This is a genomic window from Acetobacter vaccinii (genome assembly GCF_008365315.1).
GTDB classification, from domain to species: Bacteria; Pseudomonadota; Alphaproteobacteria; order Acetobacterales; family Acetobacteraceae; genus Acetobacter; species Acetobacter vaccinii.
The window spans coordinates 1,466,638-1,489,325 of sequence record NZ_CP043506.1; the positions used below are offsets into that span (position 1 = coordinate 1,466,638).

Sequence of the window (22,688 nt, forward strand, 5' to 3'; positions counted from 1 at the left end):
TCAGTAATAAGGGTGGGGGGTGGCAAGATAGTCCTGCACGTAGCGTCTGACACCCTCTTCCAGCGTTGTGAAGCGGCCAGTGTACCCCGCAGCCCGCAGGCGTGTCAGGTCGGCCTGGGTGTAGGACTGGTACTGGCCGTGCAGGCTTGGGGGCATGTCCACAAATTCCACCCGGCGCTCGCAGCCTGCGGCATCGCAGACGGCATACGCCAGGTCCAGATAGGTGCGGGCCACGCCGGTGCCGCAGTTGAACAGCCCGGATACGTCAGGCGTGTCATAGAGCCAGAGCATGATGTCCACCACGTCCTGCACCCATATGAAGTCGCGCGCCTGCATACCATCTGCCAGATCGGGCCTGTCGGAGCGGAATAGCCGTGCGGGCTGGCCCGACCGCACCTCATCATACTTGACCTTGACGACCGAGAGCATGCGGCCCTTGTGATATTCATTAGGGCCATAGACGTTAAAGAACTTGAGCCCGGCCCACTGGGGTGGTGTGGGGCCACCATTATGCGCCTTGGCTACAACCTGACGGTCAAAAACATGCTTGGACCAGCCATACAGGTTGAGCGGGTGCAGGGTGTCCAGCAGGCTCGGGTCGTCGGAAAACTGTTCGGGCTTGTCCGCAGCCCCGTAGGTTGCGGCGGAGGAGGCGTAAACAAACCGTGTGCCGGTATGGGTGCACCACTTCCATAATGTCTGCGACAGGGCGACATTGGTCTGCCACACTAGGTCACCATCACGTGCGGTGGTTTCGCTGATGGCCCCCATGTGGAACACCGCCTCGGCCCCGCTGAGCGTGTCGAGGAAGGCAGGCAGGGTATGGGGGTCAATGACCCTGACGGGCGGGTGGCCCGCAATATTGCGCCATTTTCCCTCCGTGCCCAGCCAGTCGACAATCACAGTATCCTGCCCTCTGGCAACCAGCGCCGCCTGAAGGCACGAGCCGACGAACCCGGCCCCACCAGTAATGATGATCATGGCGCGGGAGTATAGGGGCTGGGCCTGTTCCCTCCAAGTCGCTTCGGGCAGGGCGGTGTGCGGCGTGGTAGCCAGGGGGCGCGTATTTGCCTAGCATGCAGTCTGTTATGACACTTATGGAGCAAGGTGGATCATGAGCAGCGAAATTACAGTGGTGGCCATTCTCAAAGCCCAGCCGGGCAAGGAAGCCGCCGTGGCCCAGGCCATGGCAGACTGTGTGGCCCCGACCCTGACCGAGACAGGCAACAGCCTGTATGTGCCCAATCAGGACCTTGATGACCCTCAGAGCTTTGTTTTTGTAGAGCGTTGGGCCAGCCGCGCCGCGCTGGAGTCCCACCTGCAAACCCCGCATTTCAAACAGCTTGCCGCCACGCTGGAAACCCTGCTGGCTGAACCGCTGAAAGTGCATATTCTCCAGCCCGTTCCCGGTGCCTGAACCCTATGGGCGGGCCATGCGAGTGGCCTGCCCTGTTCCTGGTGGCATTGACGGGCATAATAAAGACATAGTGGCTGTCTACAGGGCGGCCAGTAAAAGACTGTATGCGCCTGCAACGGCACAGGCAGGCATGGCGCAGGAAGAAGAGGTGCGTTGTGGTGGGGGACAGGGGGCTACAGGCAGCCTGTATGGCGTTGCTGCTGGGGTTGGGCGCGTGCTCGACCACGCCGGTTCAACCTGCTTATGACGCTGCGGCCCAGTACCGCTCGGCCGCAGACCCGGCGGCCTATAGGGCACCCGGCCCTGCCGAAGACCCGTGGGGCCCTTATGTGCGTGAGGCCGCAGGGCGTTTTGCCATACCGGATAGCTGGGTGCGTGCCGTCATGCATCAGGAATCCGGCGGGCATCAGTATCTGCATGGACAACTGACAACATCATCCGCCGGGGCCATGGGTCTGATGCAGCTTATGCCTGCCACCTATGCCGACCTGCAAAGTCAGTATGGCCTGGGGGATGACCCCTATAATCCGCACGACAATATCATGGCCGGGGCGGGGTATATCCGCCAGATGTATGACCGCTATGGCTCCCCCGGCTTTCTGGCCGCCTATAACGCCGGGCCTCAGAGGGTGGATGATTATCTGTCGTCCGGCCGTGCCCTGCCGGATGAGACGGTCAATTACGTTGCCGCCATTTCCCCCCATCTGGGTGACAGCGTAGCCAGTGGCGTGCCGTCGCGCGGGCGTGTTGTTGTGGCGTCTGCAACCCCGGCGGTGGCCTATGGGGCCGCTGCGGGGGCAGGGGATGGGGGTGTTAACGACTATGCCCGCACCGACCTGACCCGCACAGCCGATGGCTGCCTGCGGAATGCCGATGCCGCCTATGACCCCTCCACCCCCTGCCTGATGGACCGTGACACCCCCCACCCCGACCCCGACCCTGTGAGCCAGCCTGTGCAGCAGGTGGCTATGGCGGATATGCCCGCCATAGCTCCGGTGCGGACATTGGGGCAGGCGGCGGCTTTCCGGCCTGTGTCCCTGTCCTCCGCTGTGACGGGCACCGTGCAGGTGGGGGCATTTGCCTCCTACGCCGAGGCCCAGAGTACGCTCGATTCGGTGCGGGGTCTGCTGGCGGCCCATGCCCTCAAGGTGCGGCCTGCGGTGCGGCAGGCCTCGGTGTCGGGGCGGCAGTTCTATCGCGCCCAGTTTGAGACCGCACAGGACACAGGCCCGGCTGACGTCTGCCTTGTCCTGCGTGCGCGCTCTCTGCCCTGTATTCAGGTGCGAGGGGGCTGAGGGCTCAGGCTACGGCTGACAGCCCCGCGCAATGGTCTTGCGGCCTTATGTTGGGCAGTCGCAGGCTTCTGGGCCGCTATTATTGCGGGTTGCTGGCCTTATAGGCGTCGTTCAGGGCGTGCAGGATGGTATCATCCGGGTCGCCCAGAGGCATCTGGTACACTTTGCCGCCTATGGTGCTGGACAGGAGCCCCCAGGCTTTGTGACCGTCTTCGGTGAAGATGACCTCTAGCTGATTGTTCCCACAATTATGCGGCTCGCACAGGTTGCCGACCCGATAGTGCTTGCCCCCAATACTGAGCGGGGTGGTGGGGGTTGAGGTAGCATGTGGCAGCGCCGCCCATTCAGGCAGCTTGACCATGCTCTGATAGGCTTTTGCAAATTTTGGGTTGCGGGCAATGGCGTCTGTATAGCTGGCCAGGTCGGGGGCTGCTGTGCTGGTTGCTGCCGGTTTGTCGGCGGCCCAGAGGGGGGTGGCCATGCCAGAAAGAAGCAGGGTGGTCAGGCCAAGCAGGACAGGGCGCATGGGGTGTTCCGTTCTGGTTTGTGTGCGGCGCAGCCTTGGCGGACCGCACAGGATGGGACTGCAGTTTACAAAGCCTGACCCTGGCTGGTGGTTGCGCCGGGTGTGACTGAAACTGCACCGAGGTCCCTCACGATAGGGTATTGTCCTCCTCTGGCCCATGCTCTGTGGCGTGGGGGAGGTCTGCTGGTAACGGGCAGCCTGAGTGTGGGGCTTTCTGCCCGGACCGCCAGATCCTTTAGCCACCGTCCTGAAAGTGAATCTCGCGTGACTCGGGTATTTCAGGGGAGCTTGTGGGGGGCTGGCAGGGGAACATGGGCGTATGGGTCGGGTCAGCGGCATCGGGTTGCGTTGCGGCGGTGTCCATCATTGTCCGTGGGCCGCCCTGACCCAGTCCAAACTGTGACATGGTCTGCCGCAGGCCCATGCCCGCGACCATGCCGCCTACGCCGCCCATGCCGGGCACGGCACGGGCAGCCATGGGGGCCATTTGCCCAAGACCGCTGCCAAAGCTCTCGGTAATGCTACCGTGCATGCCTGAACGGGGTGTCGTGCGCTGGCAGGTGGACTGGGCGTCTTCCTCCGGTTTGGAGTGGCACCCTGCGGTGGCAAGGCAGGCTGTCAGAAAAGCGAGTGTCAGTGTGCGTGCTGTCATGGAAAGCCTTGCAGGAGCATGCTGTCCCGCCAAGGGGGCGGGCACAAGGCTACACCATAGCTGGGCGTATCAACTTGCACAGGGGGTGTTCTGCATGGCGGAGGGGGGCTGAACAGCAGCCAGCACAGTGCCGGGCCGAAGCGTAAGACAAGCAGATGACATATTCCGCAAAAGGGAATTTTCTGCTTGCTTAAGGCGCTTTATTTTTTTTAGGAAAGTTTGGCGCACCCGAAAGGACTCGAACCTCTAACCCCCAGATTCGTAGTCTGGTGCTCTATCCAGTTGAGCTACGGGTGCGCTGTGAGGCGGTTTCTATGCCAACGAGGGGGAGGCGGCAACCCCTAAAATTCATTTTTTTGAATTTTTTTATCGGGATTATGAAAAATCCCCAGAAAGCCGCCATTTCTGAGGGGTTCTTTTTTAGTCCTCGCCCATAAAGTTCTTCCAGCTCCGGCTTTGCGGGCGGTGCAGGGTGACATGGGCACGGCAATTTGGGGTGCCATAAACACCTTCAAACACGGCTCCGTTCGGGTGGGCCTCAAAAACAAGGGGGAGGGGCTGTTTGCGTGCGTCTTGAAGCACAAGCTGGGCATGGTAGTGCTGGCGGGCCTTGTCGGGCACACCCCGCAGGACCAGGGTGCCGGTTTCAGGCACAAAAATCATACGCCCGTCCTGAATCTGCATGAGCGACGTGCCTTCTGTGGGGCAGTCAGTGCCCTGATCACGGACCAGCGTGCCTATCCAGTCTCCATACGGGTCTTCTGCTGCGGACTCTTCCGCCCTGACCGGGTGGGGGGCTGCAACACCTGCCAGAAAAAGGGTGCTCAGCAGGCCGAGGGCTTTCAGGCGGGCTGGGGTCATCGTCTGTTCTCCTTATACGGGCGGGGACTGTGCGTGGGCTGGGGCAGGCAGGCAAGCCGTGCTGTGGGCTGGCTGCCACGCGGGTATGGTTTTATTGGGGTGACGGCGGCCACCCATGGCTTTATATCCGCCTGTAGATATGATCATCCGGCGTTACGCGCGCCAGATGTTGCCCCGCAAGACAACCCCCCGTGGTGTTGACCAGAAAGACCAGTAGCCCATGCTCGAAGCCACTTCGCCTGTTTCTCCTGTCGCGTTGGATGAAACCCTGCACCAGGATCGTATCCTGATTCTGGATTTTGGCAGCCAGGTGACGCAGCTTATTGCGCGCCGCGTGCGTGAAAGTGGCGTGTACTGCGAAATCTGGCCCTTTACCGCAACAGCAGAGCGTATCCGTGGTTTTGCACCGCGCGGCATTATCCTGTCCGGTGGTCCGGCCAGCGTGAATGGCCCCGATGCCCCGCGTGTGCCTGATGTGGTGTTTGAGCTGGCAGTGCCGGTGATGGGCATCTGCTATGGCCAGCAGGCCATGTGCAAGCAGCTTGGCGGGCAAGTTGAAAGTGGTGACCACCGCGAATTCGGCCGTGCGTTTGTTGATATTGTGGAAGACTGCGCCTTGTTCCGCGGTGCGTGGTCACGCGGTGGGCGTGAGCAGGTGTGGATGAGCCATGGTGACCGGGTGACAGCCCTGCCGCCGGGTTTCCGCACGGTTGCTGTCAGCGAAGGGGCACCTTTTGCTGTTATCGCTGATGAAGGGCGCAGGCTGTATGGCGTGCAGTTCCACCCCGAAGTGGTGCATACCCCCCACGGCGCAGCCCTGCTGCGGAACTTCACGCATGATGTGGCCGGGTGCTCTGGCACATGGACCATGGCTGGCTTCCGCGATATGGAAATTGCCCGGATCAAGGAACAGGTTGGCACAGGCCGGGTCATCTGCGGTCTGTCCGGCGGGGTTGATTCCTCCGTTGCGGCAGTGCTGATCCACGAAGCCATTGGCGACCAGTTGACCTGCATCTTTGTTGACCACGGCATGCTGCGCGCGGGCGAGGCGGAGGAGGTTATCCGCACCTTCCGCGGCCAGTTCAACATCCAGCTTGTCCACCGTGATGCGTCCGACCTCTTCCTGTCCGCCCTTGATGGCGTGACCGACCCTGAAATCAAGCGCAAGACCATTGGTCGCCTGTTTGTGGAAGTGTTTGAGGAAGAAGCAACCAAGCTGGGCGGCGCGCAGTTTCTGGCGCAGGGTACGCTGTATCCGGATGTTATTGAAAGCGTCAGCTTTACGGGTGGGCCGTCTGTTACCATCAAGTCGCACCACAACGTGGGTGGCCTGCCCGAACGTATGAATATGAAGCTGGTCGAGCCCCTGCGCGAACTCTTCAAGGACGAAGTGCGTGCCCTTGGGCGGGAGCTGGATATTCCCGAAAACATTGTCGGGCGTCATCCTTTCCCTGGGCCGGGGCTGGCCATTCGTATCCCCGGTGCCATCACGCGCGACAAGCTGGACCTGCTGCGCAAGGTTGATACCGTCTTCTTGGAAGAAATCCGCGCGGCCGGCCTGTATGATGCCATCTGGCAGGCTTTTGCAGTGCTGCTGCCCGTCCGCACGGTGGGTGTCATGGGTGATGGCCGGACATACGACCAGGCCTGTGCCCTGCGCGCCGTGACCAGCACGGACGGCATGACAGCGGATGTCTATCCGTTTGACATGAGCTTCCTCAACCGTGTGGCAGGCCGTATTGTCAACGAGGTGCGTGGTATCAACCGCGTGACCTATGACATTACGTCCAAGCCGCCGGGCACGATCGAGTGGGAATGATCCAGAAATACAAATGATTGTTTTTTTAGGAAAAATACTGAAAAAACAATCATTTATCCTGCGTCATCAAGGATAGTCTTCATGGTATCGGCGGCTTGAAGCCGCCGATACCATGACTGGGCCTGTGGCCTCATCGTGGTCTTTGCTTGCCAACGAGAGCCACCGCCATTTTGGCCAATAACTGAAGACAAAACTGTCCCTTAGAGTCATGCCGATGGCAGCTAAAGGCCAGTTCGAACATGCTATTGCGTCTATCTCGATGCATGAGACGGCTTTGCCGCCATATCTCTTCCATGTAACCCTCATATGGTGGAATGGCGGTGGACACGTGCTCTGCGGATGGCCTGCTTACGCGTTTGCCAGCTTTGGGTGCAGAAGGAGCGTTTCGGGGGCTATTGCCTCTTTTGGCAAAAGCGTGTGGTCAGAGAGCACGTCTCTAAAAATGTCCCACGCTTCCGACGTCCTTAGCCGTGCCCCTTGTTTAGCCAATGTGCCGATGTTCCGTGATGAGACTGACCGAACGAGATCGCCGAACGTAAGTAGAGTGTCGGGCAACCGGATCGGCATTTTGCGAAATACGCTTATCGCCAATAAGGCGGCCAGGATGGCGCTCCACCAGCCCAAACCTAAAGCCATGGCCGCTACCGGCAGGGCAGGGATTGCCACCAGTGCGACACAGCCCCAGCAGGAGATAAAATGCCCTGGAGGACGGAGCCCGCAGTCTTCCTTTATGATACGCAGCAACTCTTGCACGCGAAGATCTGAAAGTGCGGAAAGAGACGTTCCGGGTCGTAAGGTGGTGGCTATCCGGGGCTGGATGGCGCGACGTAGCCGATAGAAGGTCATTGCTGTTGCACAGTTTCCCGCAAAACTACTGGCTGGCAGGCGGGCCTTAACAAGCTCGAATAAATCACCAACAGTCCGGCAATGGCTGAGGTCACAGTCAGACAGTCGGAAGCCAAAAGCGCCTTCAACATCTTCGATCAAGTCTATATCGTCAAAATCACCTTGCAGGCCCAGAGATGATGACATCATCCGCTCTTTCAGTTCGAGAATAGCATAACGCCTGCTTTAAATATGCGTTCCTGAAGAGGGCGTTGTCGATGGCAATTTCCTCCTTGTTACGCGGGCCAGATGTCCGAGCATGACCGCGTCTGTGCCACGATGGCTTCAAGTGCCCCCTTTGGGCGAGATGTCTTCGCTGATGACGGCAATGGCGTCAGGTCTGGCCAGCAAGCTTCGTAAGCGGATGATGCCTGCTCATCTCCCACATAATCATGTCGTGTGATTCGGATAGTTCAGCGACGGGAATATTGGCACGGTCGGTGTTCATGTTCTCGCTTCTATAGGCAAAGCTCATGACACCCGTTTTATTGAGTGCCGTGACCATGAAACGCCGTAAGGCGAAAGCGGCAGTCGTATTGCCATGTCAAAACCATAGGTCACCTTCCGGTAACAAGGCACCAGTGCTGTTGTGTCGAGAGGAAGGTAAAGCTGCTTTTGGCTCTATGGTCTCACTAAAAAACCGAGCGGGGCTCTGATTGGCGGCCCCTGCCAGGAGCAGGCCACGCCAGCCCGAAGGGTTTCGCAAGTGGCTCTCATTTCCCTTGGTCAATGCATTTATACAGTATATATATAGGTCTTCAACCGTGTGCTTACGTATTAACCGCGATTCCTATTAATGGACTGTAACAATGTCTTCAAAATTCTTTTTTAAAACTGTCAGTTCTATTTGTGCACTGTCTTCATTATGTTTCCTCGCGGGATGCACAAACTGGGTAAAACCCGGTACCGGGCCTGGTGAATTGAACGCCGCCACGACCCATTGTGAGGCTGTCTCTTATGCGACATTGCCGGTCAATACTGTTTCCAACATGCAGTTTGGCTCTAACTATGCCGAGCGCGATAAGTGCGAGAAAAACAGCCCTAATGGCTGCGTTAAAAGAGATGGCCGTTATTACGCGGTCATGCAGACATCCCACGATACCAACAGCTATGGTCGCTCGACCATATTCCGTGACTGCATGGTCCAGAACGGTTGGCATGATGAGTGAGCGTAATTCTGCTTTTCCCTGATTATTAGGGAGAGTTTTTATCTCCCTCTGAAAAATCTGTGTGTGTTACAGTCCCTCCAGTGTGCTGCCGGCCGGATTATAGGCAGCATATTGGGGAGCTGGCGGCAGTCATGCCTGCCTGTGTGTGCCGCAGCGGGCTTGAGGGCGAGGTCCTGGTGCCGCCCCTTATTGTGTATTTTCCCAAATGTTACAGAACTGTGGCGAGGGCACGCAGGTGGTTGGCGTGCCATGGTCTGGGCGTTAAAGCCTGATCTGTCGTGCTGCGCGTGACGGAAAGGGAAACAGGGTGCGGTTTGTTCAAACTTTTGATGTTTCAACCTTTGCGGACAGTTTCATCAGTCTGCTGGGAGCGTTTGTGCTGGGCACGCTGATCGGGGCGGAGCGGCAGTACAGGCAGCGCACGGCGGGTGTTCGCACCAATGCGCTGGTGGCTCTTGGTGGTGCGGCCTTTGTGGACCTTGCCCAGCGGATCGCGGGGGATGTCGAGTCCCTGCGTGTGATTGCCTATGTCGTGTCTGGCATTGGCTTTCTGGGTGCTGGGGCCATTATTAAAGAGGGCACCAATGTAAGGGGCATGAACACGGCCGCAACGCTTTGGTGCTCGGCGGCGGTGGGGGCCTGTGCAGGCAGCGACATGCTGGCCGAAGCTGTGTTGCTGACGTTTTTTGTGATTGCGGGTAACACGCTGCTGCGCCCGATTGTGCGGGCTATCAACCGCACACCTGTCCAGACCGAAACCCTTGAAAACGGCTACCAGATCAGGTTGGAAACCCATTATGATGATTGCCGCCGTCTTGCGGGGGAACTGGAGGATAAACTGCTGGAGCGTGGCTATGCCATGCGTACAGTCTCCTTTGTCCGTGATGAGGACGAGACTGATCTTTGCACCGCGTTGCTGACTCTGCTGCCGTGTGAGGATGCACCGGCGGGTCTGAATGATATTGTCGCCAGCCTGCTGGCGGATGAGGCTGTGGAATCTGCATCCTGGCAGATGAATACGGACGGCTGATCGCCCTCATGCCCCTGGGGTAGCGGTGTGCTGCCCCAGGGGTGTCGGTTTTAGCGGGTGGCGTTGTTGATTGACCCGGCCACAATGGCCGAAATCACGCCTGTTGCAATGGCGGTCAGCAGGAACTGGTCGCCCGTGCGTACCCAGCGGTACCCGTAAGGGGGCGCATAAAGGCCGGGGTAGGACTGCCAGTTGTTAACCCAGGGGGCGCTGCCCCAGTAACGGTCACCCCGACGCCAGTTGCCTCCGGGCGGGGGCGGTGGGGGCTGCCGCCGCCAGCCGCCGCCGGGGCCACCCCCCGGGCGGCCACCACCATGCCAGCCATGATCCCGTGGGCCACCACCATACCCACCTGGGCCACCCGGTCCACCGGGGCCGCCAGGACCACCCGGGCCACGTTGGGCAAATGCTGCCAATGGCGCCATGCCAAGACAACCTGCCAGAAGCAGTGCGACAGCTTTTGTGTTCACGCGATACCTCCTTGGGACATTCTGGCCGCGGCCAGTCATCAACTCCTGGATTATAAGGCATTTCAGGTGACGAAAATACGGCGATCCGCACGCCCCCTGTTTTTGTGTAACGTGCGGGTCAGCCTGCGTGCAGGAAACAGCCTGGTTCGTGGTCGTTGACCATACCGATTGCCTGCATCCAGGCGTACACGGTCACGGGGCCGACAAAGGTGAATCCACGTGCCTTCAGAGCCGCCGCCAATATGCGCGAGTGCGGGGTCTGACTGGGTGGCGGGCTTGTGGCCGGTATGGTCTGGGGGGCAGGGGCCATGGACCAGACAAGCTGTGCAAAATCCTCGCCCTGTTCTTGCATGGCAACCCAGGCGCGGGCGTTGGTGATGGTGGCGGCAATCTTGCCGCGTGAGCGTATGATGCCTGCATCCATAACCAGCCGTGCTTCATCCTCCGGTGTCAGCCGTGCGACGGCGTGAGGGTCGAAGCCGCAAAAGGCGCGGCGGAAGTTCTCGCGTTTTTGCAGCACGGTGTTCCATGACAGGCCGGACTGAAAACTCTCCAGTAACAGCATTTCCCACAGCAGGCGGCTGTCGCGTGTGGGGCGGCCCCACTCGGTGTCATGGTACTGGCGCATCAGGGCGTTGCTTTGCGCCCAGTGACAGCGCTGCCGGGGTGGCTCAGGGGCGGCGCTGGTCATCGGTGCGGATAAAGGCAAATTGTGCGCCACCGTCCATGTCGGGCCGGGGGGCGCGTTCCTTGCCGTAGTATTCGGCTACAGCGCGCAGGGCGGGCATGGCGGTGCGGTCGTTATGCAGCAGGCCAAGCAGGGCGCGCACCCGCAGGGCGTGCTCATCACTGGCCAGGCTGTAATAAATGGTGCGGGATTCGCGCCGTGTGGCAACAATTTCCGCCCGGCGGAGGGTGCCTAGCTGCTGGCTCAGGGTTGGCTGGCCAATGCCGGTGCAGGTTTCCAACTCCCCCACAGCTAGGGGGCCGTTGCGCAGCAGGGCGTCCAGAATGACAAGCCGTTGTGGCTGGGCAAACAGTTTCATCTGTTCAACCAGCAGGCGGGCGGTCTCGACAGACAGGGCACTCATGCCTGCGTATCCTTTTGCAGGGTCATGAACCAGCAGGGGCCAGCCTGTGCCACAGCGTCCTGCGTCTGGCTGGGGGGCAGCATGACAGGCGCACCGGGTGTCCAGCCCTCGGGGGTCAGCACATCGCCCTTTTCCACGCGTTGCAGGGCGGCCAGCATACGCAGCATTTCGGCTGCCGAGCGGCCAATGGTCATGGGGTACCATGTCATGGCCCGCACAATCCCCTGCGGGTCGATAAAATAGGTGGCCCGGATCGTGGCGCTGTTGCGCGCGGTGCTGTCGAGCATGCCATAGGCGATGGCAATGGCCATGGAGGGGTCCTCCACCACGGGGAAGGGAATACGCACATCAAAGCGCTCCCTGATGGCATCCACCCAGGCCAGATGGGTAGGCAGGCTGTCCACCGACAGGCCGACAAGGGCGCAGCCCATGGCGGCAAAGTCTGGCTCTGCCTTGGCAAGGGCTATGAATTCGCTTGTGCAGACAGGCGTGAAATCCGCAGGGTGGGAGAACAGAATAACCCACCGCCCCCGTAATGCGCTGAGGGTAAGGGTGCCTTGCGTGGTGCGGGCCACGAAGTCGGGGGCGAGGTCTCCGATCTTCACTGGGGCCTGTTGGGTGGCGGCTGCGGTGCCGGGGGTGGGAACAGTGTCGTGCATAGGGATTTTCTTTACGCGAAGACATTATCTTGACGCAAGATGGTTTCATATTTAGTGAAAGTGAATATTCATTTTTACTTTAAGTTAGAAACCTTGGGAGTCCCACCATGTCCGAGTCTGCCCTTGCAGCCGCTACAGCCCGGATTGAAGCGGCCCTGACCACACCGCAGGCGCGGCCCTGTGTGCGCAGTTTTTTTGACCCTGCCACCTTTACCGCCAGCCATGTCGTGCATGACCCGGAGACCGGGGAGGCCGCGGTTATTGACAGTGTCATGGATTATGACCCGGTGTCGGGCCGTACGGATTATCGCTCTGCCCAGCAGATTGTGGACTATGTGCAGCGCGAAAAGCTGACGGTTGTCTGGCAGCTTGAAACCCACGCCCATGCCGACCACCTCTCCGCCGCCCCGTGGCTGCGCGACCAGCTTGGCGGGCGTATTGGGATCGGGGCTGATATTGTACGGGTGCAGCACACGTTTGGCTCTATTTTCAACGCGGGCACGGGTTTTGCCCGGGACGGATCACAGTTTGACCACCTCTTTACGGATGGTGAGTGTTTCAAGCTGGGTGCGCTGGACTGTATTGCCCTGCACGTACCCGGCCACACCCCTGCCGATATGGCCTTTGTGATCGGGGATGCCGCCTTTATTGGCGATACGTTGTTCATGCCCGATTATGGCACGGCCCGCGCGGATTTTCCGGGTGGGGATGCCCGTATGCTGTTCCGCTCCATCCGCCGCCTTCTCAGCCTGCCAGGGCAGACACGGCTGTTTCTGTGCCACGACTACAAAGCCCCCGGCCGCGATACCTTTGCCTGGGAAACCACCGTTGCCGCTGAAAAAGCAGGGAACATCCACGTCCATGATGGTGTGGAGGAAGACAGCTTTGTGACCATGCGTACCACGCGTGATGCCGGGCTTTCCCTGCCAACGTTGATCATGCCGTCCGTGCAGGTCAATATGCGGGCGGGGCACCTGCCAGAGCCGGAGAGCAATGGCGTCAGCTATATCAAGATTCCCGTTAATCGTTTCTGATATATCCCGCTTTCCCGTTTTCCGTTTGGTCGGTTCTGCCCATGTTGCTGTCGTCTGTGTTTCATCTCGGTCTGGAAGCGCTGTCCGGGGCGCTTGTAGGGTTTACCCTGGGGCTGATCGGTGGTGGCGGGTCCATCCTTGCTGTGCCGTTGATGGTGTATGTGGTGGGTGTTGCCGACGCCCATGTGGCCATTGGGACCAGTGCGCTGGCGGTGGCCATCAACGCTCTGGCAGGGCTGGTGCAGCATGCCCGCAAGCAAACGGTAAAATGGCGTTGCGCGGCCATTTTTGCCTCCTGCGGGGTGGTGGGGGCCTTTCTGGGGGCCGGGCTTGGCAAAAGCATGGATGGCAGACGGCTGTTGCTGCTTTTTGCGATATTGATGGTTGTTGTGGGCGTACTGATGCTGCGCGGGCGCAAGAACATGGGCACCCCCGGGGCAAGCTGTAACCGGCATAATGCTGGTAAGGTTATGGCCTACGGGCTGGGCACGGGGGCGCTGTCAGGTTTTTTTGGGATTGGCGGCGGGTTTCTGATTGTACCGGGGCTTATGGCGTCAACCGGCATGCCCATTATTAATGCTGTCGGAACATCGCTTGTCGCGGTCTCGGCTTTTGGTTTTAGCACCGCGCTAAGCTATACGCTGTCCGGGTTTGTGGACTGGCAACTGGCGGTGCTGTTTATTATCGGCGGTGTGGTGGGCAGCACTGTGGGCACACGGGCTGCTCATGGCATGGCGGGGTCTGCGGGCAGGCTGACTGTGCTGTTCTCTGGGGTTATTTTTGTGGTGGCAGCCTATATGATCGCCAAAAGCTTACAGCTTATCTAAAGATCAAAAGTTTTTGGTGAAGCTTTTTTCAAAAAGCTTCAGGGAATGTCACCTTTTTGAAAAAATGACACCCAAAAACTTTGATTCTTTTTTGCCAAATAGCCTTGGAGCACTAACTGCCTGCTGAGGCCAGAGGAATGGCCGGGTCAGCATCATGATTGGCCTTGCGGGCAGCCTCCAGTGCTGTGTGCAGTTGTGAAAAAATGGCGTTTTGGCCAACGGCGTTGACAATCCCGTGCCGCTCCATATCCGCCAGGGCATACGGGGCTACCCGCCCGAAAAAGACCTGAATCCCGGCCTCATGGAGGGTGCTGATAACCGCCCGCACGGTGCTGGCAGCAGAATAGTCAATATCCGTAATGGCGCTGCAATCCACCACAACACAGTGGACAGGGCTGGGGGCTGTGGTGGTCAGCAGGGTAATGTCGCGGGCAAACAGGGCGCAGTTGGCGTAAAACAGATCGGCTGAAAAACGGTAGAGGATAATCCCCGGTTCGGTCTGTGCGCCGGGGTGTACGGGTTCGGTTTCCAGCGCACCCGACGCAGCATCGGGTCGTAGCACCATGGTGTGGGGCCGGTAGCTGTGGTGCACATGCCGGAACAGCGACAGCGCCAGAGCGATGAAGATACCTTGCTCCACCCCAATCCCAACCACGCTCACGGCGGTGGTCAGGGCCAGCCAGAACTCGCCGGGGCTTTCCTTGCGGATGGCCCGCAGGGCGGCCACATCCACCATGCCCACCGCAACACAGAACACCACAGCCGCCAGAATACAGCGTGGCAGGTAGTGGAGCGGCATGCTCAGAAACAGCAGCACACACAGGGTTACAGCCGCATGGACCAACTGCGCCCGCTGGCTTGTGGCCCCGGACCGCACAGCCATGGCCGTCAGGGCCGGGCTGCCGTTAACCGTAAAGGCACCGCTGAGCCCCGCGGCGGCATTGGCGGCGCAGAGGCCCAGAATATCCCTGTTTTCATCCGCAGCACTGCGGGGGGTGTCGGCAAAGGCGCGGGCTGTGGCCGCACTTTGGGTAATAATCACAAACACGCAGGAGGCCGAAACCGGCAGCAGGGCCACAAGGTCGTTCCAGCTTATCCAGGGCAGGGTGAGTGTTGGTAGCCCGCCAGAAACCTGCCCCAGAGTAGGGATTCCTAAATGGGACAGGGGTAAAACCCAGCCCAGCCCCATGCCCATGATGATAATGGCCAGCGTGATGGGGATATGGGGCCAAAGCGCCTGCCCCACCAGCAGCACGGCGCAAACGACCGCAGACAGCAGGCATTCCAGCCCATGGGCATGGGGCAGCATGGGGATGAGGGCGGCAATCTGGTAGGCCGGGTTGTGGCTGTCTGGGTGCAGCCCGGCCATATCGTACACCATGGTCAGCCCCACCTGCACGCCAGCACCGGCCAGAAACCCTACCAGCACCGTGCGGGACAGAAAGTCAGCCAGAAACCCCAGCCGGAACAGGCGGGCGGTGAGCAGGAACCCGGCGTTCAGCAGGGTCATGGCGCAGACAAGGGTGATGTAATGGGGGCTGCCTTCGGGCGCCATTTGGGAAATGGCGCTGGAAAAAATGGCGGCTGTGGCAGAATCCGCCCCTACAACAAGGTGGCGTGAGGAGCCAACACACGCAAAGGCCACAAGGGGCAGCAGCACGGTGTAAAGGCCGGTGACGGCGGGCATGCCCGCAATGCGGGTATAGCCCAGCACGCGGGGGATGTTCATGGCGGCCAGGGACAGTCCTGCCAGTATGTCGCGCCGCACGCTGGTGGGCGACCATAGTTGGGAATCAGACACCCTGTTTGCACATCCGCCGCTGTTTTGCCGGTGGGCAGGGGGTGGTATGGCCCCTTGCCATTTGGGGGCAGGATGTAACATTTCCTTCTTTTTGCAAAGGATATGCCATGACTGTGACAGTCTATCACAACCCGTCCTGCGGCACGGCCCGCTCTGTGCTGGAACTGGTGCGCAATGCCGGGATCGAGCCAGAGGTTATCCAGTATCTCAAAACCCCGCCGACCCTGGCGGAGCTGGAAGCTCTGGTGCGTCAGGGGCCAGCCACCGCGCATGACCTGCTGCGGACAAAGGAAAAACTCTGTGCTGAACTGGGACTGGACCAGCCCGGCGTGACGGATGCCGCCATCCTGCAGGCCATAGCTGCCAACCCGGTGTTGCTGAACCGGCCTGTTGTGGTGTCACCCAAGGGGGTCAAGGCCTGCCGCCCGGCGGATACCGTGCTGTCGCTGCTGCCCTGACACAAAAAACGGGGTGCCCGCACAAGGCACCCCGTCTGATGGTCGCAGGCTGTTACGCCGGAGGGGGACCCCGATGGGGCACCCTCCAGCGGTTATGGGGTCAGGCGGCTGTGCCGGAGTTGACCAGATAATCCATGATCCTGCGCGAGAAAGCGTTGACGTCCTTGGGGGCCTCCCCACTCTGGATGCTGGCGACATCAAGCAGGATCTGGGCCAGGGTGGCGATGTCCTCACCAGCCTGCGCACGGGCCACCAGAGTGTGCATGAGCGGGTGGCCGGGGTTGATTTCCAGCACCGGCGCTGTTTCAGGCATGGCCTGACCGCTGCGTTCCATCAGCTTGCGCAGTTGCAGGTCTGGCCCGCCTTCGGCAGCGCTCAGCACCATGGCGCTGGATACCAGCCGGTCGGTGGCGCGGACATCGGACACGCTCTCACCCAACGCGGTTTTCAGCGCGGGCAGCAGGGTGTCCATATCGGCCTTCTGGGCGGCGGTTTCTTCCGGCGCGCCAAATTTTTCAAGGTCGGTCAGACCCTGTGCCACATTCCGCAGGCTTTTGCCTTCGTAAGTGCCAAGGCGTTCGGGCCAGAAGGAATCCACCGGGTCGGACAGCAGCAGCACTTCCACCCCACGGGCCTTGAAGCCTTCGATCTGCGGCGAGGCTGCCAGAACATCGGCACTATCACCCGTGACGTAATAGATTACGTCCTGTTCGGGCTTCATGCGGCTCAGGTAGTCATCCAGAGTTGTCAGCCCTTCCACAGCGCTGGAGCGGAAGCGGCTGAGGGCTGCCACGTCGGCGCGGTAGATGGGGTCGTCCCACATGCCTTCCTTCAGCACGGGGCCGAAGTTGTCCCAGAATGCGGCGTAGCTTTCTGCATCCTTGCCGCGGTTTTTCAGCTCGGTCAGCACCTTGCCTGTCACGGCCTTGCGGATACGCGCCAGTACCGGGGTGGCCTGCAACATCTCGCGCGAGACGTTAAGGGGCAGGTCTTCCGTATCCACTACGCCCTGCACAAAGCGCAGCCACGGCGGCAGGATTTCAGCATCATCGGTAATGAACATGCGCCGGACATGCAGGCGCACCTTGCTTTCGCGCGTCTGCTCCCCGAACTCGAACGGGCGGGAGGAGGGAATGAACAGCAGAGCCGAAAACTCGGTCGTGCCTTCTGCCCGCCAGTGCAGCGTGTCCCACGGTGTGTCGAAGTTGTGGGTCAGATGGCGGTAGAATTCCTCCAGCTGCTCGGGCGTGACCTCATTGCGCGACTTGCGCCACAGGGCCGTGCCTTCGTTGGCAGGTTCTTCCTTGCCGTCGCGCAGGATGGTGACAGGCCATGCGATGTGGTCCGACCATTTGCGGATGATGGCCTGCAACCGCCACGGGTCCAGGAACTCGTCCGCATCGCTTTTGATATGCAGGGTAATGTCGGTGCCTGCGGTGTCGCGCGTGGCGGGTTCGAGCGTATAGGCACCCTTGCCGTCCGACGACCAGCGCCAGGCCTCGTCCGATCCGGCCCGGCGGGACACCACGTCCACTTTGTCCGCCACCATGAAGGCCGCATAAAAGCCAACGCCAAACTGGCCGATCAGGCTGGGCTTGTCTTCGGGCTTGGCGTTTTCAAGCTGCTGGCCAAAGGCGCGGGTGCCAGAGCGGGCAATGGTGCCAAGGTTGCTGACAAGTTCTTCCCGGCTCATGCCAGTGCCATCGTCACGGATGGTCAGCAGGCGGGCGTCCTTGTCGGGGCTGATGCTGATATGCGCGTTTTCAGGCAGGGCGCGTGCGCCGTCGGTCAGTGCCTCAAAGCGCCTGCGGTCGGTGGCGTCGGCGGCGTTGGCGACCAGCTCACGCAGGAAGATCTCACGCTCGGAGTAAAGGGAGTGGACAACGAGGTCGAGCAGGCGGCCGACCTCGGCGCTGAATTCATGGGTCTCGCTGCTGGGGGAGGGAGAGGCTGTCTCGGTCATGCCTTGGTCCTGTGCCGTTGCTGTGTTGCGCGGAGGGGTGCCCCGCCTTTTGCTAGGGCAGGAGATGTGGCCCCCTGCGCGCGTTTTCAATCCCGTTTCTGCATTTTTTACCCGGTGGATCAAGACCTTCGGGCTATTGCTCCAGCAGGGCACGTACCACGTCCGCCAGGGCGGCCGTCAGCGTGGCAAAGCCTGCGTGGGGGGTGTGGGTGGCCTCGTCCATATACAGGCTACGGCGGATTTCAATTTGCAGGGCATGGCGGCTTTCGTGCGGGCGGCCGTAATGCTGGGTAATGTAGCCGCCTGCAAAGGGCATGTTGCGCGCGGTGCTGAACCCCAGCCCCTGCAAGGTCTGCTGCACCTTGTCCACAATTGGCCCTGCACAGCTTGTTCCGTGCCGGTCACCCAGCACAAAGTCAGCGACATCGGGGGCATCGGGCATGGAGTGCAGGTCCAGCAGCAGGCAATGGCCGTGGTGCTTGCGTGTCTGCTCCAGCATGGCGGCCAGTGCTGCGTGGTAGGGCATCCAGTAATGCTGGATACGCAGTGCGGCTTCCATAAAGGGCAGGCGGTTGCGGTAGATGGGCCGCCGGTCGCCGGTAATGCGTGGGATCGACCCCAGACCCGACAGGCCCCGCGCCGTCGGGCGGACAAAGGAGGGGATGGGACCGTCAAACATGCGGGTATCCAGGTCCCAAGCGGCGCGGTTGGCGTCACAGAACACTCTGGGAAAGGTGGCGCAGATCAGTGCTGGCCCCAGGGCGTGGGCCTGACTGGCCAGAGCGTCCACAAAGCTGTCCTCCCCGGTGCGCAGGGTATGGAGCGGCTGGCGGGAGTCGCGGACGAATCGTTCAGGATAGAATCGGCCCGAATGGGGCGACGCCAGAACAAGCGGGGTTGTGGGTGCGCCAGACACCTGCACCGGGCCGGGGGCAGGGATGGGCCGTGCCTGATTCTGCGGGTCTGTCACCCTGGAATCGGGCGAATTGCGGGGATCAGACAGGCCTGATGGTTTGGTCAGCCCCGAGAAAAGGGGGGGAGGGGCAAAATTTTTCATCGTGTCTGTAATTGGGGGGCTTGCGCTCTCAAGGCAAGAAGGATATGAAACGCCCACACCACGGGAATGGGCGCATAGCTCAGCGGTAGAGCACTACCTTGACATGGTAGGGGTCACAGGTTCAATCCCTGTTGCGCCCACCATTCCCGGATCACACTTTCGTGTGATTTCGCCATGTCGCATTTCTCCTTAAAATTCAAAGCCTTCCCGACTGGGTCTCCCCCACAGGGCGCGGCTGTCTGCCCATCAGGGTTGGTGCGGGCCTGTTCTCGTGCGCCTTCTTTCTGGGGGTAATTCTGTGCGGCTTTTGGTGGGCGCGTTGCCTGGTAATTTTTATCTCCCTGCCGCTTTATTTTTTAAAAATCATTGTTTTTTAATAAGAGTTTCATTTGTCATGGGCTGTTGGATGGCAATGCCCATCTGATTTTTAGTTTTGAAAAAGAAACGATAAAACAAAGAGCTATCGCTGAATGGCCTGATTTCAGGGGCGGGAATAGGTTGATATAAATCATAAGGTATAATGAAAACTTATGATAACCTAAAGGCTCAGGTCGCATAGTCCTAAAAGGAGAGTGCAGGGCCAGTCATCATCCCGACGGGTGGCCCGTTGCATATCCTCTTAAGACATTATGCCGATGAGGAACTTTAATGGTTGCTGAAGTGGCATTTCGAAATGCCATGGCCAATCTCGGGGCAGCGGTCAGCATTATTACCAGTGATGGCGTTTCCGGTCTGGCAGGTCTGACTGTTTCTGCGGTCTGTTCTGTCAGCGACACGCCTCCGACACTTCTTGTCTGTATCAACCGCAACAGCAGGTCATTTCCTGTTATCCGTGATAACGGAAAGCTGTGCGTCAATGTGTTGGGGAGCCATCACGAGCAGATTTCCAATCTGTTCGCAGGTAAGGCTGAAATTCAGGACCGTTTTGCTTCGGTTGACTGGCACGCCGGTAGTCTGGGGCAGCCTGTCATTGATGACGCCTTGGTTTCGTTTGAATGTGAGATTGACGAAGTCAAGGATGTTGGCACGCACGGGGTTTTCATGTGCCGTGTCAAGGATATCGTTATCAGCGATGGTGGGCATGGTCTCATCTATTTTCGGCGGTCATATCACGCAATTCTGAGTGTGTGATAAAATATGGTATTTTCTTTAATTCGTTTCGGGTTAGTATCTAGGCCGAGGCGTTAGGTTCACTACCCCCCAATCCGGGAATACTCTGATGACTGAAGTTCGTAAAATTGTCGCCTTCCAGGAAGAGACCATTATCGAAGGCAGCAAGGTCGCAGCAACACCGCTCAAGATTTTTTCTGTAGCGGCAGTCCTGAAGAATCCGTGGTGGGGGTTGGATTTTGTTGAAGACCTGGGGCCGGCCATCCGTGAGGTTGCACCGTACCTGGGGGAACTCCTGACCAGCCGTATTATTGAAATGGCCGGTGGTGGAGATAAAATTGAAGCCTACGGCAAATCTGCTGTTGTGGGCACCGGGGGCGAAATTGAACATGCTTCGGCCCTGATTCATACCCTGCGTTTTGGCAACCATTTCCGTCGTGCTGTTGGCGCCAAGTCCTATCTGGCGTTTACCAACACGCGTGGTGGCCCCAATGCGCCCATTACCATTCCTCTTATGGATAAAATTGACGAGGGCAGGCGGTCCCATTACCTGACGGCGCAGTTTTCTATCAACGACGCGCCTGCTCCGGATGAAATCGTGGTAGCCCTTGGGGCGTCCATCGGTGGGCGGCCGCATCACCGCATTGGTGATCGGTATAAGGATCTGGAAGAACTCGGCAGTACTCATGGATAGCGCTGGCCAGTTTCACGCTGGTACGCGTTATCGTGTTGCCTGGCCCGACGGCCCGGCAACGCATGACACGGTCGTTTTTATCCATGGCGTTGGCATGTCTCTGGAATTCTGGGAACCACAGATGCGTGAGTTCTCGGAAGGGCATCGCTGTATAGCCTATGACATGCTCGGGCACGGTAAAAGCGCATTGCCGCCTGCCAAGCCCGTGCTTGCGGACTACGTCCGGCAGCTTGACTGCCTGATGACATTCCTTGGTGTGGAGACTTTTACACTCGTTGGCCATTCCATGGGGGCGCTGATCGCTATTGAGGCGGCCCTGACAATGCCCCAGCGGGTTAAAAAGCTAGTCGCCATGAATGCCGTTTATGAACGTAGCCCCGAGCAGAGCGCGGCAATTGCCGCGCGTGTCGAGGCTTTGGCTGATGCACCGCCTGACTGGGCTCCTACGCTGACACGCTGGTTCGGGGACACCCCGGTCGGTGATGCAGCACGGAAACGTCAGGAACTGGAGGCCATTCTGGGGCAGGTCAATTGTGAGGGTTATGCCCGCACATACGGTCTGTTTTCCAGGTCGGATCGGACACATTCGGGCAAGTTGCAGTCCCTGGCCATGCCAGCACTGTTCCTGACCGGAGAGGGTGACCCCAATTCGACCCCGGAAATGTCCCGGGCAATGGCAGCAGCTGCGCCTTATGGACAAGCGGTCATTCTTCCACATCAGCGCCATATGATGAGTTTTATCGATCCTGGCAGCACAAATGCCGTTTTGAAGAAATTCTTCGACGCCGCCTGATTTCATACCGACTGGAATGTCACATGAAATTCTCTTTGTTCGTCCACATGGAGCGTTTTGCTCCATCGCAGACGCATGCCGAGCTGTTTGAGCAACTGGAAGAACTGGTCCTGATTGCCGAAGCCGGTGGCATGGAAACCGCGTGGATTGGTGAGCACCATTGTATGGAGTTCACCATTGCGCCCAACCCGTTCATCAACATTGCCCATCTTGGTGCGCGCACCCAGCGTATCCGGCTGGGCACGGGCACTGTCATTGCTCCGTTCTGGCACCCCCTGCGCCTGGCGGGTGAGGCCGCAATGACCGACCTGGCAACGGGTGGTCGGCTGGATCTGGGCATTGCCCGTGGGGCTTATGCCTTTGAGTACGAGCGTCTGTCACCGGGCCTGAATGCCTGGGATGCCGGGCAGAAAATGCGTGAAATGGTGCCCCTGCTGCCCAAGCTGTGGGAAGGTGACGTAACGCATGAAGGTGAATTCTGGCAGTTTCCGAAATCAACGTCGGTGCCCAAGCCTGCCCAGAAGCAGATCCCGCTGTGGATTGCCGCGCGTGACCCCAATTCCCACGCCTATGCGGTTGCCAATGGGTGCAATGTCCAGGTAACGCCGCTGGCATCGGGGGATGAGGAAGTCAAAAGCCTTGCCCAGCGCTTTGATGATGCCTGCAAACAGCATTCGGACGTGCCGCGCCCCGAGGTCATGCTGCTGATGCACACCTATGTGGGTGATTCCGATACGGATACGGAGCAGGCCAGCCGCGAATTCAGCCGTTTCTATTGTTATTTCGATGCCTGGTTCAAAAACCAGCGCACCATTACAAACGGTCTGATCGAAAACCTCAGCGATGAGGAAATGGCAGAACTGCCGCGTTACGCTCCCGACCTGCTCAAGAAAAACCTTGTCATAGGCACGCCAGATGAGGTGATCGCCCGTCTGAAATCCTATGAGGCCATGGGTTACGACCAGTATAGTTTCTGGATCGACAGCCTTATGCCGTTTGAACGTAAAAAAGCCTCTCTGGAACGCTTTATACGGGATGTTATGCCCGCTTTTTCCTGAGATGACCAAGTAACAGGGG

24 protein-coding genes and 2 tRNA genes are annotated in these 22,688 nt (G+C 59.4%); 13 read left to right on the forward strand and 13 right to left on the reverse strand.

Annotation, left to right across the window (positions count from 1 at the left end; translation table 11 throughout):
• On the reverse strand, window positions 1-981 hold the full coding sequence (gene rfaD / locus FLP30_RS06525) for an ADP-glyceromanno-heptose 6-epimerase (protein ID WP_149279093.1): 981 nt from the start codon (window positions 979-981) through the stop codon (window positions 1-3).
• A 133-nt stretch (window positions 982-1,114) separates the two neighbouring features.
• Between rfaD and FLP30_RS06530 the strand changes: the two genes are divergently transcribed.
• Complete coding sequence (locus tag FLP30_RS06530) at window positions 1,115-1,417, forward strand: putative quinol monooxygenase (RefSeq protein ID WP_149279094.1); 303 nt, start codon at window positions 1,115-1,117, stop codon at window positions 1,415-1,417.
• 188 nt (window positions 1,418-1,605) lie between these two features.
• Window positions 1,606-2,712: a lytic transglycosylase domain-containing protein gene (locus FLP30_RS06535; protein ID WP_246856446.1), complete on the forward strand. Its 1,107-nt coding sequence runs from the start codon at window positions 1,606-1,608 to the stop codon at window positions 2,710-2,712.
• Between the two features lie 79 nt (window positions 2,713-2,791).
• Here the strand turns inward: FLP30_RS06535 and FLP30_RS06540 are convergent, their stop codons facing one another.
• From FLP30_RS06540 to FLP30_RS06555, 4 genes are all read right to left on the reverse strand, one after another.
• A complete protein-coding gene (locus tag FLP30_RS06540) occupies window positions 2,792-3,238 on the reverse strand; it encodes an Ivy family c-type lysozyme inhibitor (protein WP_210419257.1) in 447 nt (148 codons plus the stop codon).
• Between the two features lie 235 nt (window positions 3,239-3,473).
• A complete protein-coding gene (locus tag FLP30_RS06545; RefSeq protein ID WP_149279096.1) occupies window positions 3,474-3,890 on the reverse strand; it encodes a hypothetical protein in 417 nt (138 codons plus the stop codon).
• A gap of 220 nt (window positions 3,891-4,110) precedes the next feature.
• Window positions 4,111-4,187, reverse strand: a tRNA-Arg gene (locus FLP30_RS06550).
• Between the two features lie 123 nt (window positions 4,188-4,310).
• Entirely contained in the window at window positions 4,311-4,751 is a 441-nt protein-coding gene (locus FLP30_RS06555) for a hypothetical protein (protein WP_149279097.1), read from the reverse strand.
• 220 nt (window positions 4,752-4,971) lie between these two features.
• Here FLP30_RS06555 and guaA point away from each other — a divergent pair, with 220 nt between their 5' ends.
• Window positions 4,972-6,570, forward strand: a complete 1,599-nt coding sequence (guaA, locus tag FLP30_RS06560) for a glutamine-hydrolyzing GMP synthase (protein ID WP_149279098.1) — start codon at window positions 4,972-4,974, stop codon at window positions 6,568-6,570.
• 348 nt (window positions 6,571-6,918) lie between these two features.
• On the opposite strand, the gene FLP30_RS06565 is transcribed toward guaA, so the two are convergent.
• The gene (locus FLP30_RS06565; protein WP_149279099.1) at window positions 6,919-7,605 is read right to left on the reverse strand and encodes an acyl carrier protein; all 687 of its coding nucleotides are present in this window, start codon (window positions 7,603-7,605) and stop codon (window positions 6,919-6,921) included.
• 659 nt (window positions 7,606-8,264) lie between these two features.
• Between FLP30_RS06565 and FLP30_RS06570 the strand changes: the two genes are divergently transcribed.
• Window positions 8,265-8,624 carry a hypothetical protein gene (locus tag FLP30_RS06570; RefSeq protein WP_168200058.1) on the forward strand — a complete coding sequence of 120 codons (360 nt, stop codon included), beginning with the start codon at window positions 8,265-8,267 and terminating at the stop codon, window positions 8,622-8,624.
• A 307-nt stretch (window positions 8,625-8,931) separates the two neighbouring features.
• Entirely contained in the window at window positions 8,932-9,654 is a 723-nt protein-coding gene (locus FLP30_RS06575) for an MgtC/SapB family protein (RefSeq protein WP_149279101.1), read from the forward strand.
• Between the two features lie 50 nt (window positions 9,655-9,704).
• On the opposite strand, the gene FLP30_RS06580 is transcribed toward FLP30_RS06575, so the two are convergent.
• The 4 genes from FLP30_RS06580 to FLP30_RS06595 all read right to left on the reverse strand — a co-directional run bounded on the left by FLP30_RS06580 (window position 9,705) and on the right by FLP30_RS06595 (window position 11,874).
• Window positions 9,705-10,124, reverse strand: coding sequence for an RcnB family protein (locus tag FLP30_RS06580; RefSeq protein WP_246856447.1), 420 nt, complete (start codon window positions 10,122-10,124; stop codon window positions 9,705-9,707).
• A 118-nt stretch (window positions 10,125-10,242) separates the two neighbouring features.
• Window positions 10,243-10,815 carry a DNA-3-methyladenine glycosylase I gene (locus FLP30_RS06585; protein WP_149279102.1) on the reverse strand — a complete coding sequence of 191 codons (573 nt, stop codon included), beginning with the start codon at window positions 10,813-10,815 and terminating at the stop codon, window positions 10,243-10,245.
• On the reverse strand, window positions 10,796-11,215 hold the full coding sequence (locus tag FLP30_RS06590) for an ArsR/SmtB family transcription factor (RefSeq protein WP_149279103.1): 420 nt from the start codon (window positions 11,213-11,215) through the stop codon (window positions 10,796-10,798). The genes FLP30_RS06585 and FLP30_RS06590 overlap by 20 nt, the downstream gene beginning before the upstream one ends.
• The gene (locus FLP30_RS06595) at window positions 11,212-11,874 is read right to left on the reverse strand and encodes a peroxiredoxin (protein ID WP_149279104.1); all 663 of its coding nucleotides are present in this window, start codon (window positions 11,872-11,874) and stop codon (window positions 11,212-11,214) included. The genes FLP30_RS06590 and FLP30_RS06595 overlap by 4 nt, the downstream gene beginning before the upstream one ends.
• 107 nt (window positions 11,875-11,981) lie before the next feature.
• Here FLP30_RS06595 and FLP30_RS06600 point away from each other — a divergent pair, with 107 nt between their 5' ends.
• Window positions 11,982-12,908 carry an MBL fold metallo-hydrolase gene (locus FLP30_RS06600; protein ID WP_149279105.1) on the forward strand — a complete coding sequence of 309 codons (927 nt, stop codon included), beginning with the start codon at window positions 11,982-11,984 and terminating at the stop codon, window positions 12,906-12,908.
• A 41-nt stretch (window positions 12,909-12,949) separates the two neighbouring features.
• Complete coding sequence (locus tag FLP30_RS06605) at window positions 12,950-13,735, forward strand: sulfite exporter TauE/SafE family protein (protein WP_149279106.1); 786 nt, start codon at window positions 12,950-12,952, stop codon at window positions 13,733-13,735.
• Between the two features lie 112 nt (window positions 13,736-13,847).
• Here the strand turns inward: FLP30_RS06605 and FLP30_RS06610 are convergent, their stop codons facing one another.
• Entirely contained in the window at window positions 13,848-15,536 is a 1,689-nt protein-coding gene (locus tag FLP30_RS06610; protein WP_408834351.1) for a SulP family inorganic anion transporter, read from the reverse strand.
• Window positions 15,537-15,643: 107 nt separating this feature from the next.
• Here FLP30_RS06610 and arsC point away from each other — a divergent pair, with 107 nt between their 5' ends.
• Window positions 15,644-15,994 carry an arsenate reductase (glutaredoxin) gene (gene arsC, locus FLP30_RS06615; protein WP_149279108.1) on the forward strand — a complete coding sequence of 117 codons (351 nt, stop codon included), beginning with the start codon at window positions 15,644-15,646 and terminating at the stop codon, window positions 15,992-15,994.
• A gap of 100 nt (window positions 15,995-16,094) precedes the next feature.
• On the opposite strand, the gene htpG is transcribed toward arsC, so the two are convergent.
• Window positions 16,095-17,957, reverse strand: a complete 1,863-nt coding sequence (htpG, locus tag FLP30_RS06620; protein WP_149279109.1) for a molecular chaperone HtpG — start codon at window positions 17,955-17,957, stop codon at window positions 16,095-16,097.
• A 133-nt stretch (window positions 17,958-18,090) separates the two neighbouring features.
• A complete protein-coding gene (locus tag FLP30_RS06625; protein WP_149279110.1) occupies window positions 18,091-19,014 on the reverse strand; it encodes an N-formylglutamate amidohydrolase in 924 nt (307 codons plus the stop codon).
• 68 nt (window positions 19,015-19,082) lie between these two features.
• Here FLP30_RS06625 and FLP30_RS06630 point away from each other — a divergent pair.
• The 5 genes from FLP30_RS06630 to FLP30_RS06650 all read left to right on the forward strand — a co-directional run bounded on the left by FLP30_RS06630 (window position 19,083) and on the right by FLP30_RS06650 (window position 22,669).
• Window positions 19,083-19,157: transfer RNA gene (locus FLP30_RS06630), tRNA-Val, on the forward strand.
• Between the two features lie 505 nt (window positions 19,158-19,662).
• Window positions 19,663-20,145, forward strand: a complete 483-nt coding sequence (locus tag FLP30_RS06635; RefSeq protein ID WP_149279111.1) for a flavin reductase — start codon at window positions 19,663-19,665, stop codon at window positions 20,143-20,145.
• Window positions 20,146-20,233: 88 nt separating this feature from the next.
• Entirely contained in the window at window positions 20,234-20,818 is a 585-nt protein-coding gene (locus FLP30_RS06640) for an amino acid synthesis family protein (RefSeq protein WP_246856448.1), read from the forward strand.
• Window positions 20,811-21,611, forward strand: a complete 801-nt coding sequence (locus tag FLP30_RS06645) for an alpha/beta fold hydrolase (protein ID WP_149279113.1) — start codon at window positions 20,811-20,813, stop codon at window positions 21,609-21,611. The genes FLP30_RS06640 and FLP30_RS06645 overlap by 8 nt, the downstream gene beginning before the upstream one ends.
• Before the next feature lie 23 nt (window positions 21,612-21,634).
• Window positions 21,635-22,669 (forward strand): LLM class flavin-dependent oxidoreductase, encoded by a 1,035-nt coding sequence (locus tag FLP30_RS06650; RefSeq protein WP_149279114.1) that lies wholly within the window; start codon window positions 21,635-21,637, stop codon window positions 22,667-22,669.
• Window positions 22,670-22,688: the final 19 nt, after the last annotated feature.

What these genes read in the sequence shown, in the direction of transcription:
- rfaD (WP_149279093.1), bottom strand. Translation starts at nt 981, where the DNA reads ATGATCATCATTACTGGTGGGGCCGGGTTCGTCGGCTCGTGCCTTCAG.
- guaA (WP_149279098.1), top strand. Translation starts at nt 4,972, where the DNA reads ATGCTCGAAGCCACTTCGCCTGTTTCTCCTGTCGCGTTGGATGAAACC.
- arsC (WP_149279108.1), top strand. Translation starts at nt 15,644, where the DNA reads ATGACTGTGACAGTCTATCACAACCCGTCCTGCGGCACGGCCCGCTCT.
- FLP30_RS06650 (WP_149279114.1), top strand. Translation starts at nt 21,635, where the DNA reads ATGAAATTCTCTTTGTTCGTCCACATGGAGCGTTTTGCTCCATCGCAG.
- FLP30_RS06545 (WP_149279096.1), bottom strand. Translation starts at nt 3,890, where the DNA reads ATGACAGCACGCACACTGACACTCGCTTTTCTGACAGCCTGCCTTGCC.
- FLP30_RS06540 (WP_210419257.1), bottom strand. Translation starts at nt 3,238, where the DNA reads ATGCGCCCTGTCCTGCTTGGCCTGACCACCCTGCTTCTTTCTGGCATG.
- FLP30_RS06645 (WP_149279113.1), top strand. Translation starts at nt 20,811, where the DNA reads ATGGATAGCGCTGGCCAGTTTCACGCTGGTACGCGTTATCGTGTTGCC.
- FLP30_RS06555 (WP_149279097.1), bottom strand. Translation starts at nt 4,751, where the DNA reads ATGACCCCAGCCCGCCTGAAAGCCCTCGGCCTGCTGAGCACCCTTTTT.
- FLP30_RS06590 (WP_149279103.1), bottom strand. Translation starts at nt 11,215, where the DNA reads ATGAGTGCCCTGTCTGTCGAGACCGCCCGCCTGCTGGTTGAACAGATG.
- FLP30_RS06635 (WP_149279111.1), top strand. Translation starts at nt 19,663, where the DNA reads ATGGTTGCTGAAGTGGCATTTCGAAATGCCATGGCCAATCTCGGGGCA.
- FLP30_RS06625 (WP_149279110.1), bottom strand. Translation starts at nt 19,014, where the DNA reads ATGAAAAATTTTGCCCCTCCCCCCCTTTTCTCGGGGCTGACCAAACCA.
- FLP30_RS06595 (WP_149279104.1), bottom strand. Translation starts at nt 11,874, where the DNA reads ATGCACGACACTGTTCCCACCCCCGGCACCGCAGCCGCCACCCAACAG.
- FLP30_RS06565 (WP_149279099.1), bottom strand. Translation starts at nt 7,605, where the DNA reads ATGATGTCATCATCTCTGGGCCTGCAAGGTGATTTTGACGATATAGAC.
- FLP30_RS06530 (WP_149279094.1), top strand. Translation starts at nt 1,115, where the DNA reads ATGAGCAGCGAAATTACAGTGGTGGCCATTCTCAAAGCCCAGCCGGGC.
- FLP30_RS06640 (WP_246856448.1), top strand. Translation starts at nt 20,234, where the DNA reads ATGACTGAAGTTCGTAAAATTGTCGCCTTCCAGGAAGAGACCATTATC.
- FLP30_RS06570 (WP_168200058.1), top strand. Translation starts at nt 8,265, where the DNA reads ATGTCTTCAAAATTCTTTTTTAAAACTGTCAGTTCTATTTGTGCACTG.
- FLP30_RS06585 (WP_149279102.1), bottom strand. Translation starts at nt 10,815, where the DNA reads ATGACCAGCGCCGCCCCTGAGCCACCCCGGCAGCGCTGTCACTGGGCG.
- htpG (WP_149279109.1), bottom strand. Translation starts at nt 17,957, where the DNA reads ATGACCGAGACAGCCTCTCCCTCCCCCAGCAGCGAGACCCATGAATTC.
- FLP30_RS06600 (WP_149279105.1), top strand. Translation starts at nt 11,982, where the DNA reads ATGTCCGAGTCTGCCCTTGCAGCCGCTACAGCCCGGATTGAAGCGGCC.
- FLP30_RS06605 (WP_149279106.1), top strand. Translation starts at nt 12,950, where the DNA reads ATGTTGCTGTCGTCTGTGTTTCATCTCGGTCTGGAAGCGCTGTCCGGG.
- FLP30_RS06535 (WP_246856446.1), top strand. Translation starts at nt 1,606, where the DNA reads ATGGCGTTGCTGCTGGGGTTGGGCGCGTGCTCGACCACGCCGGTTCAA.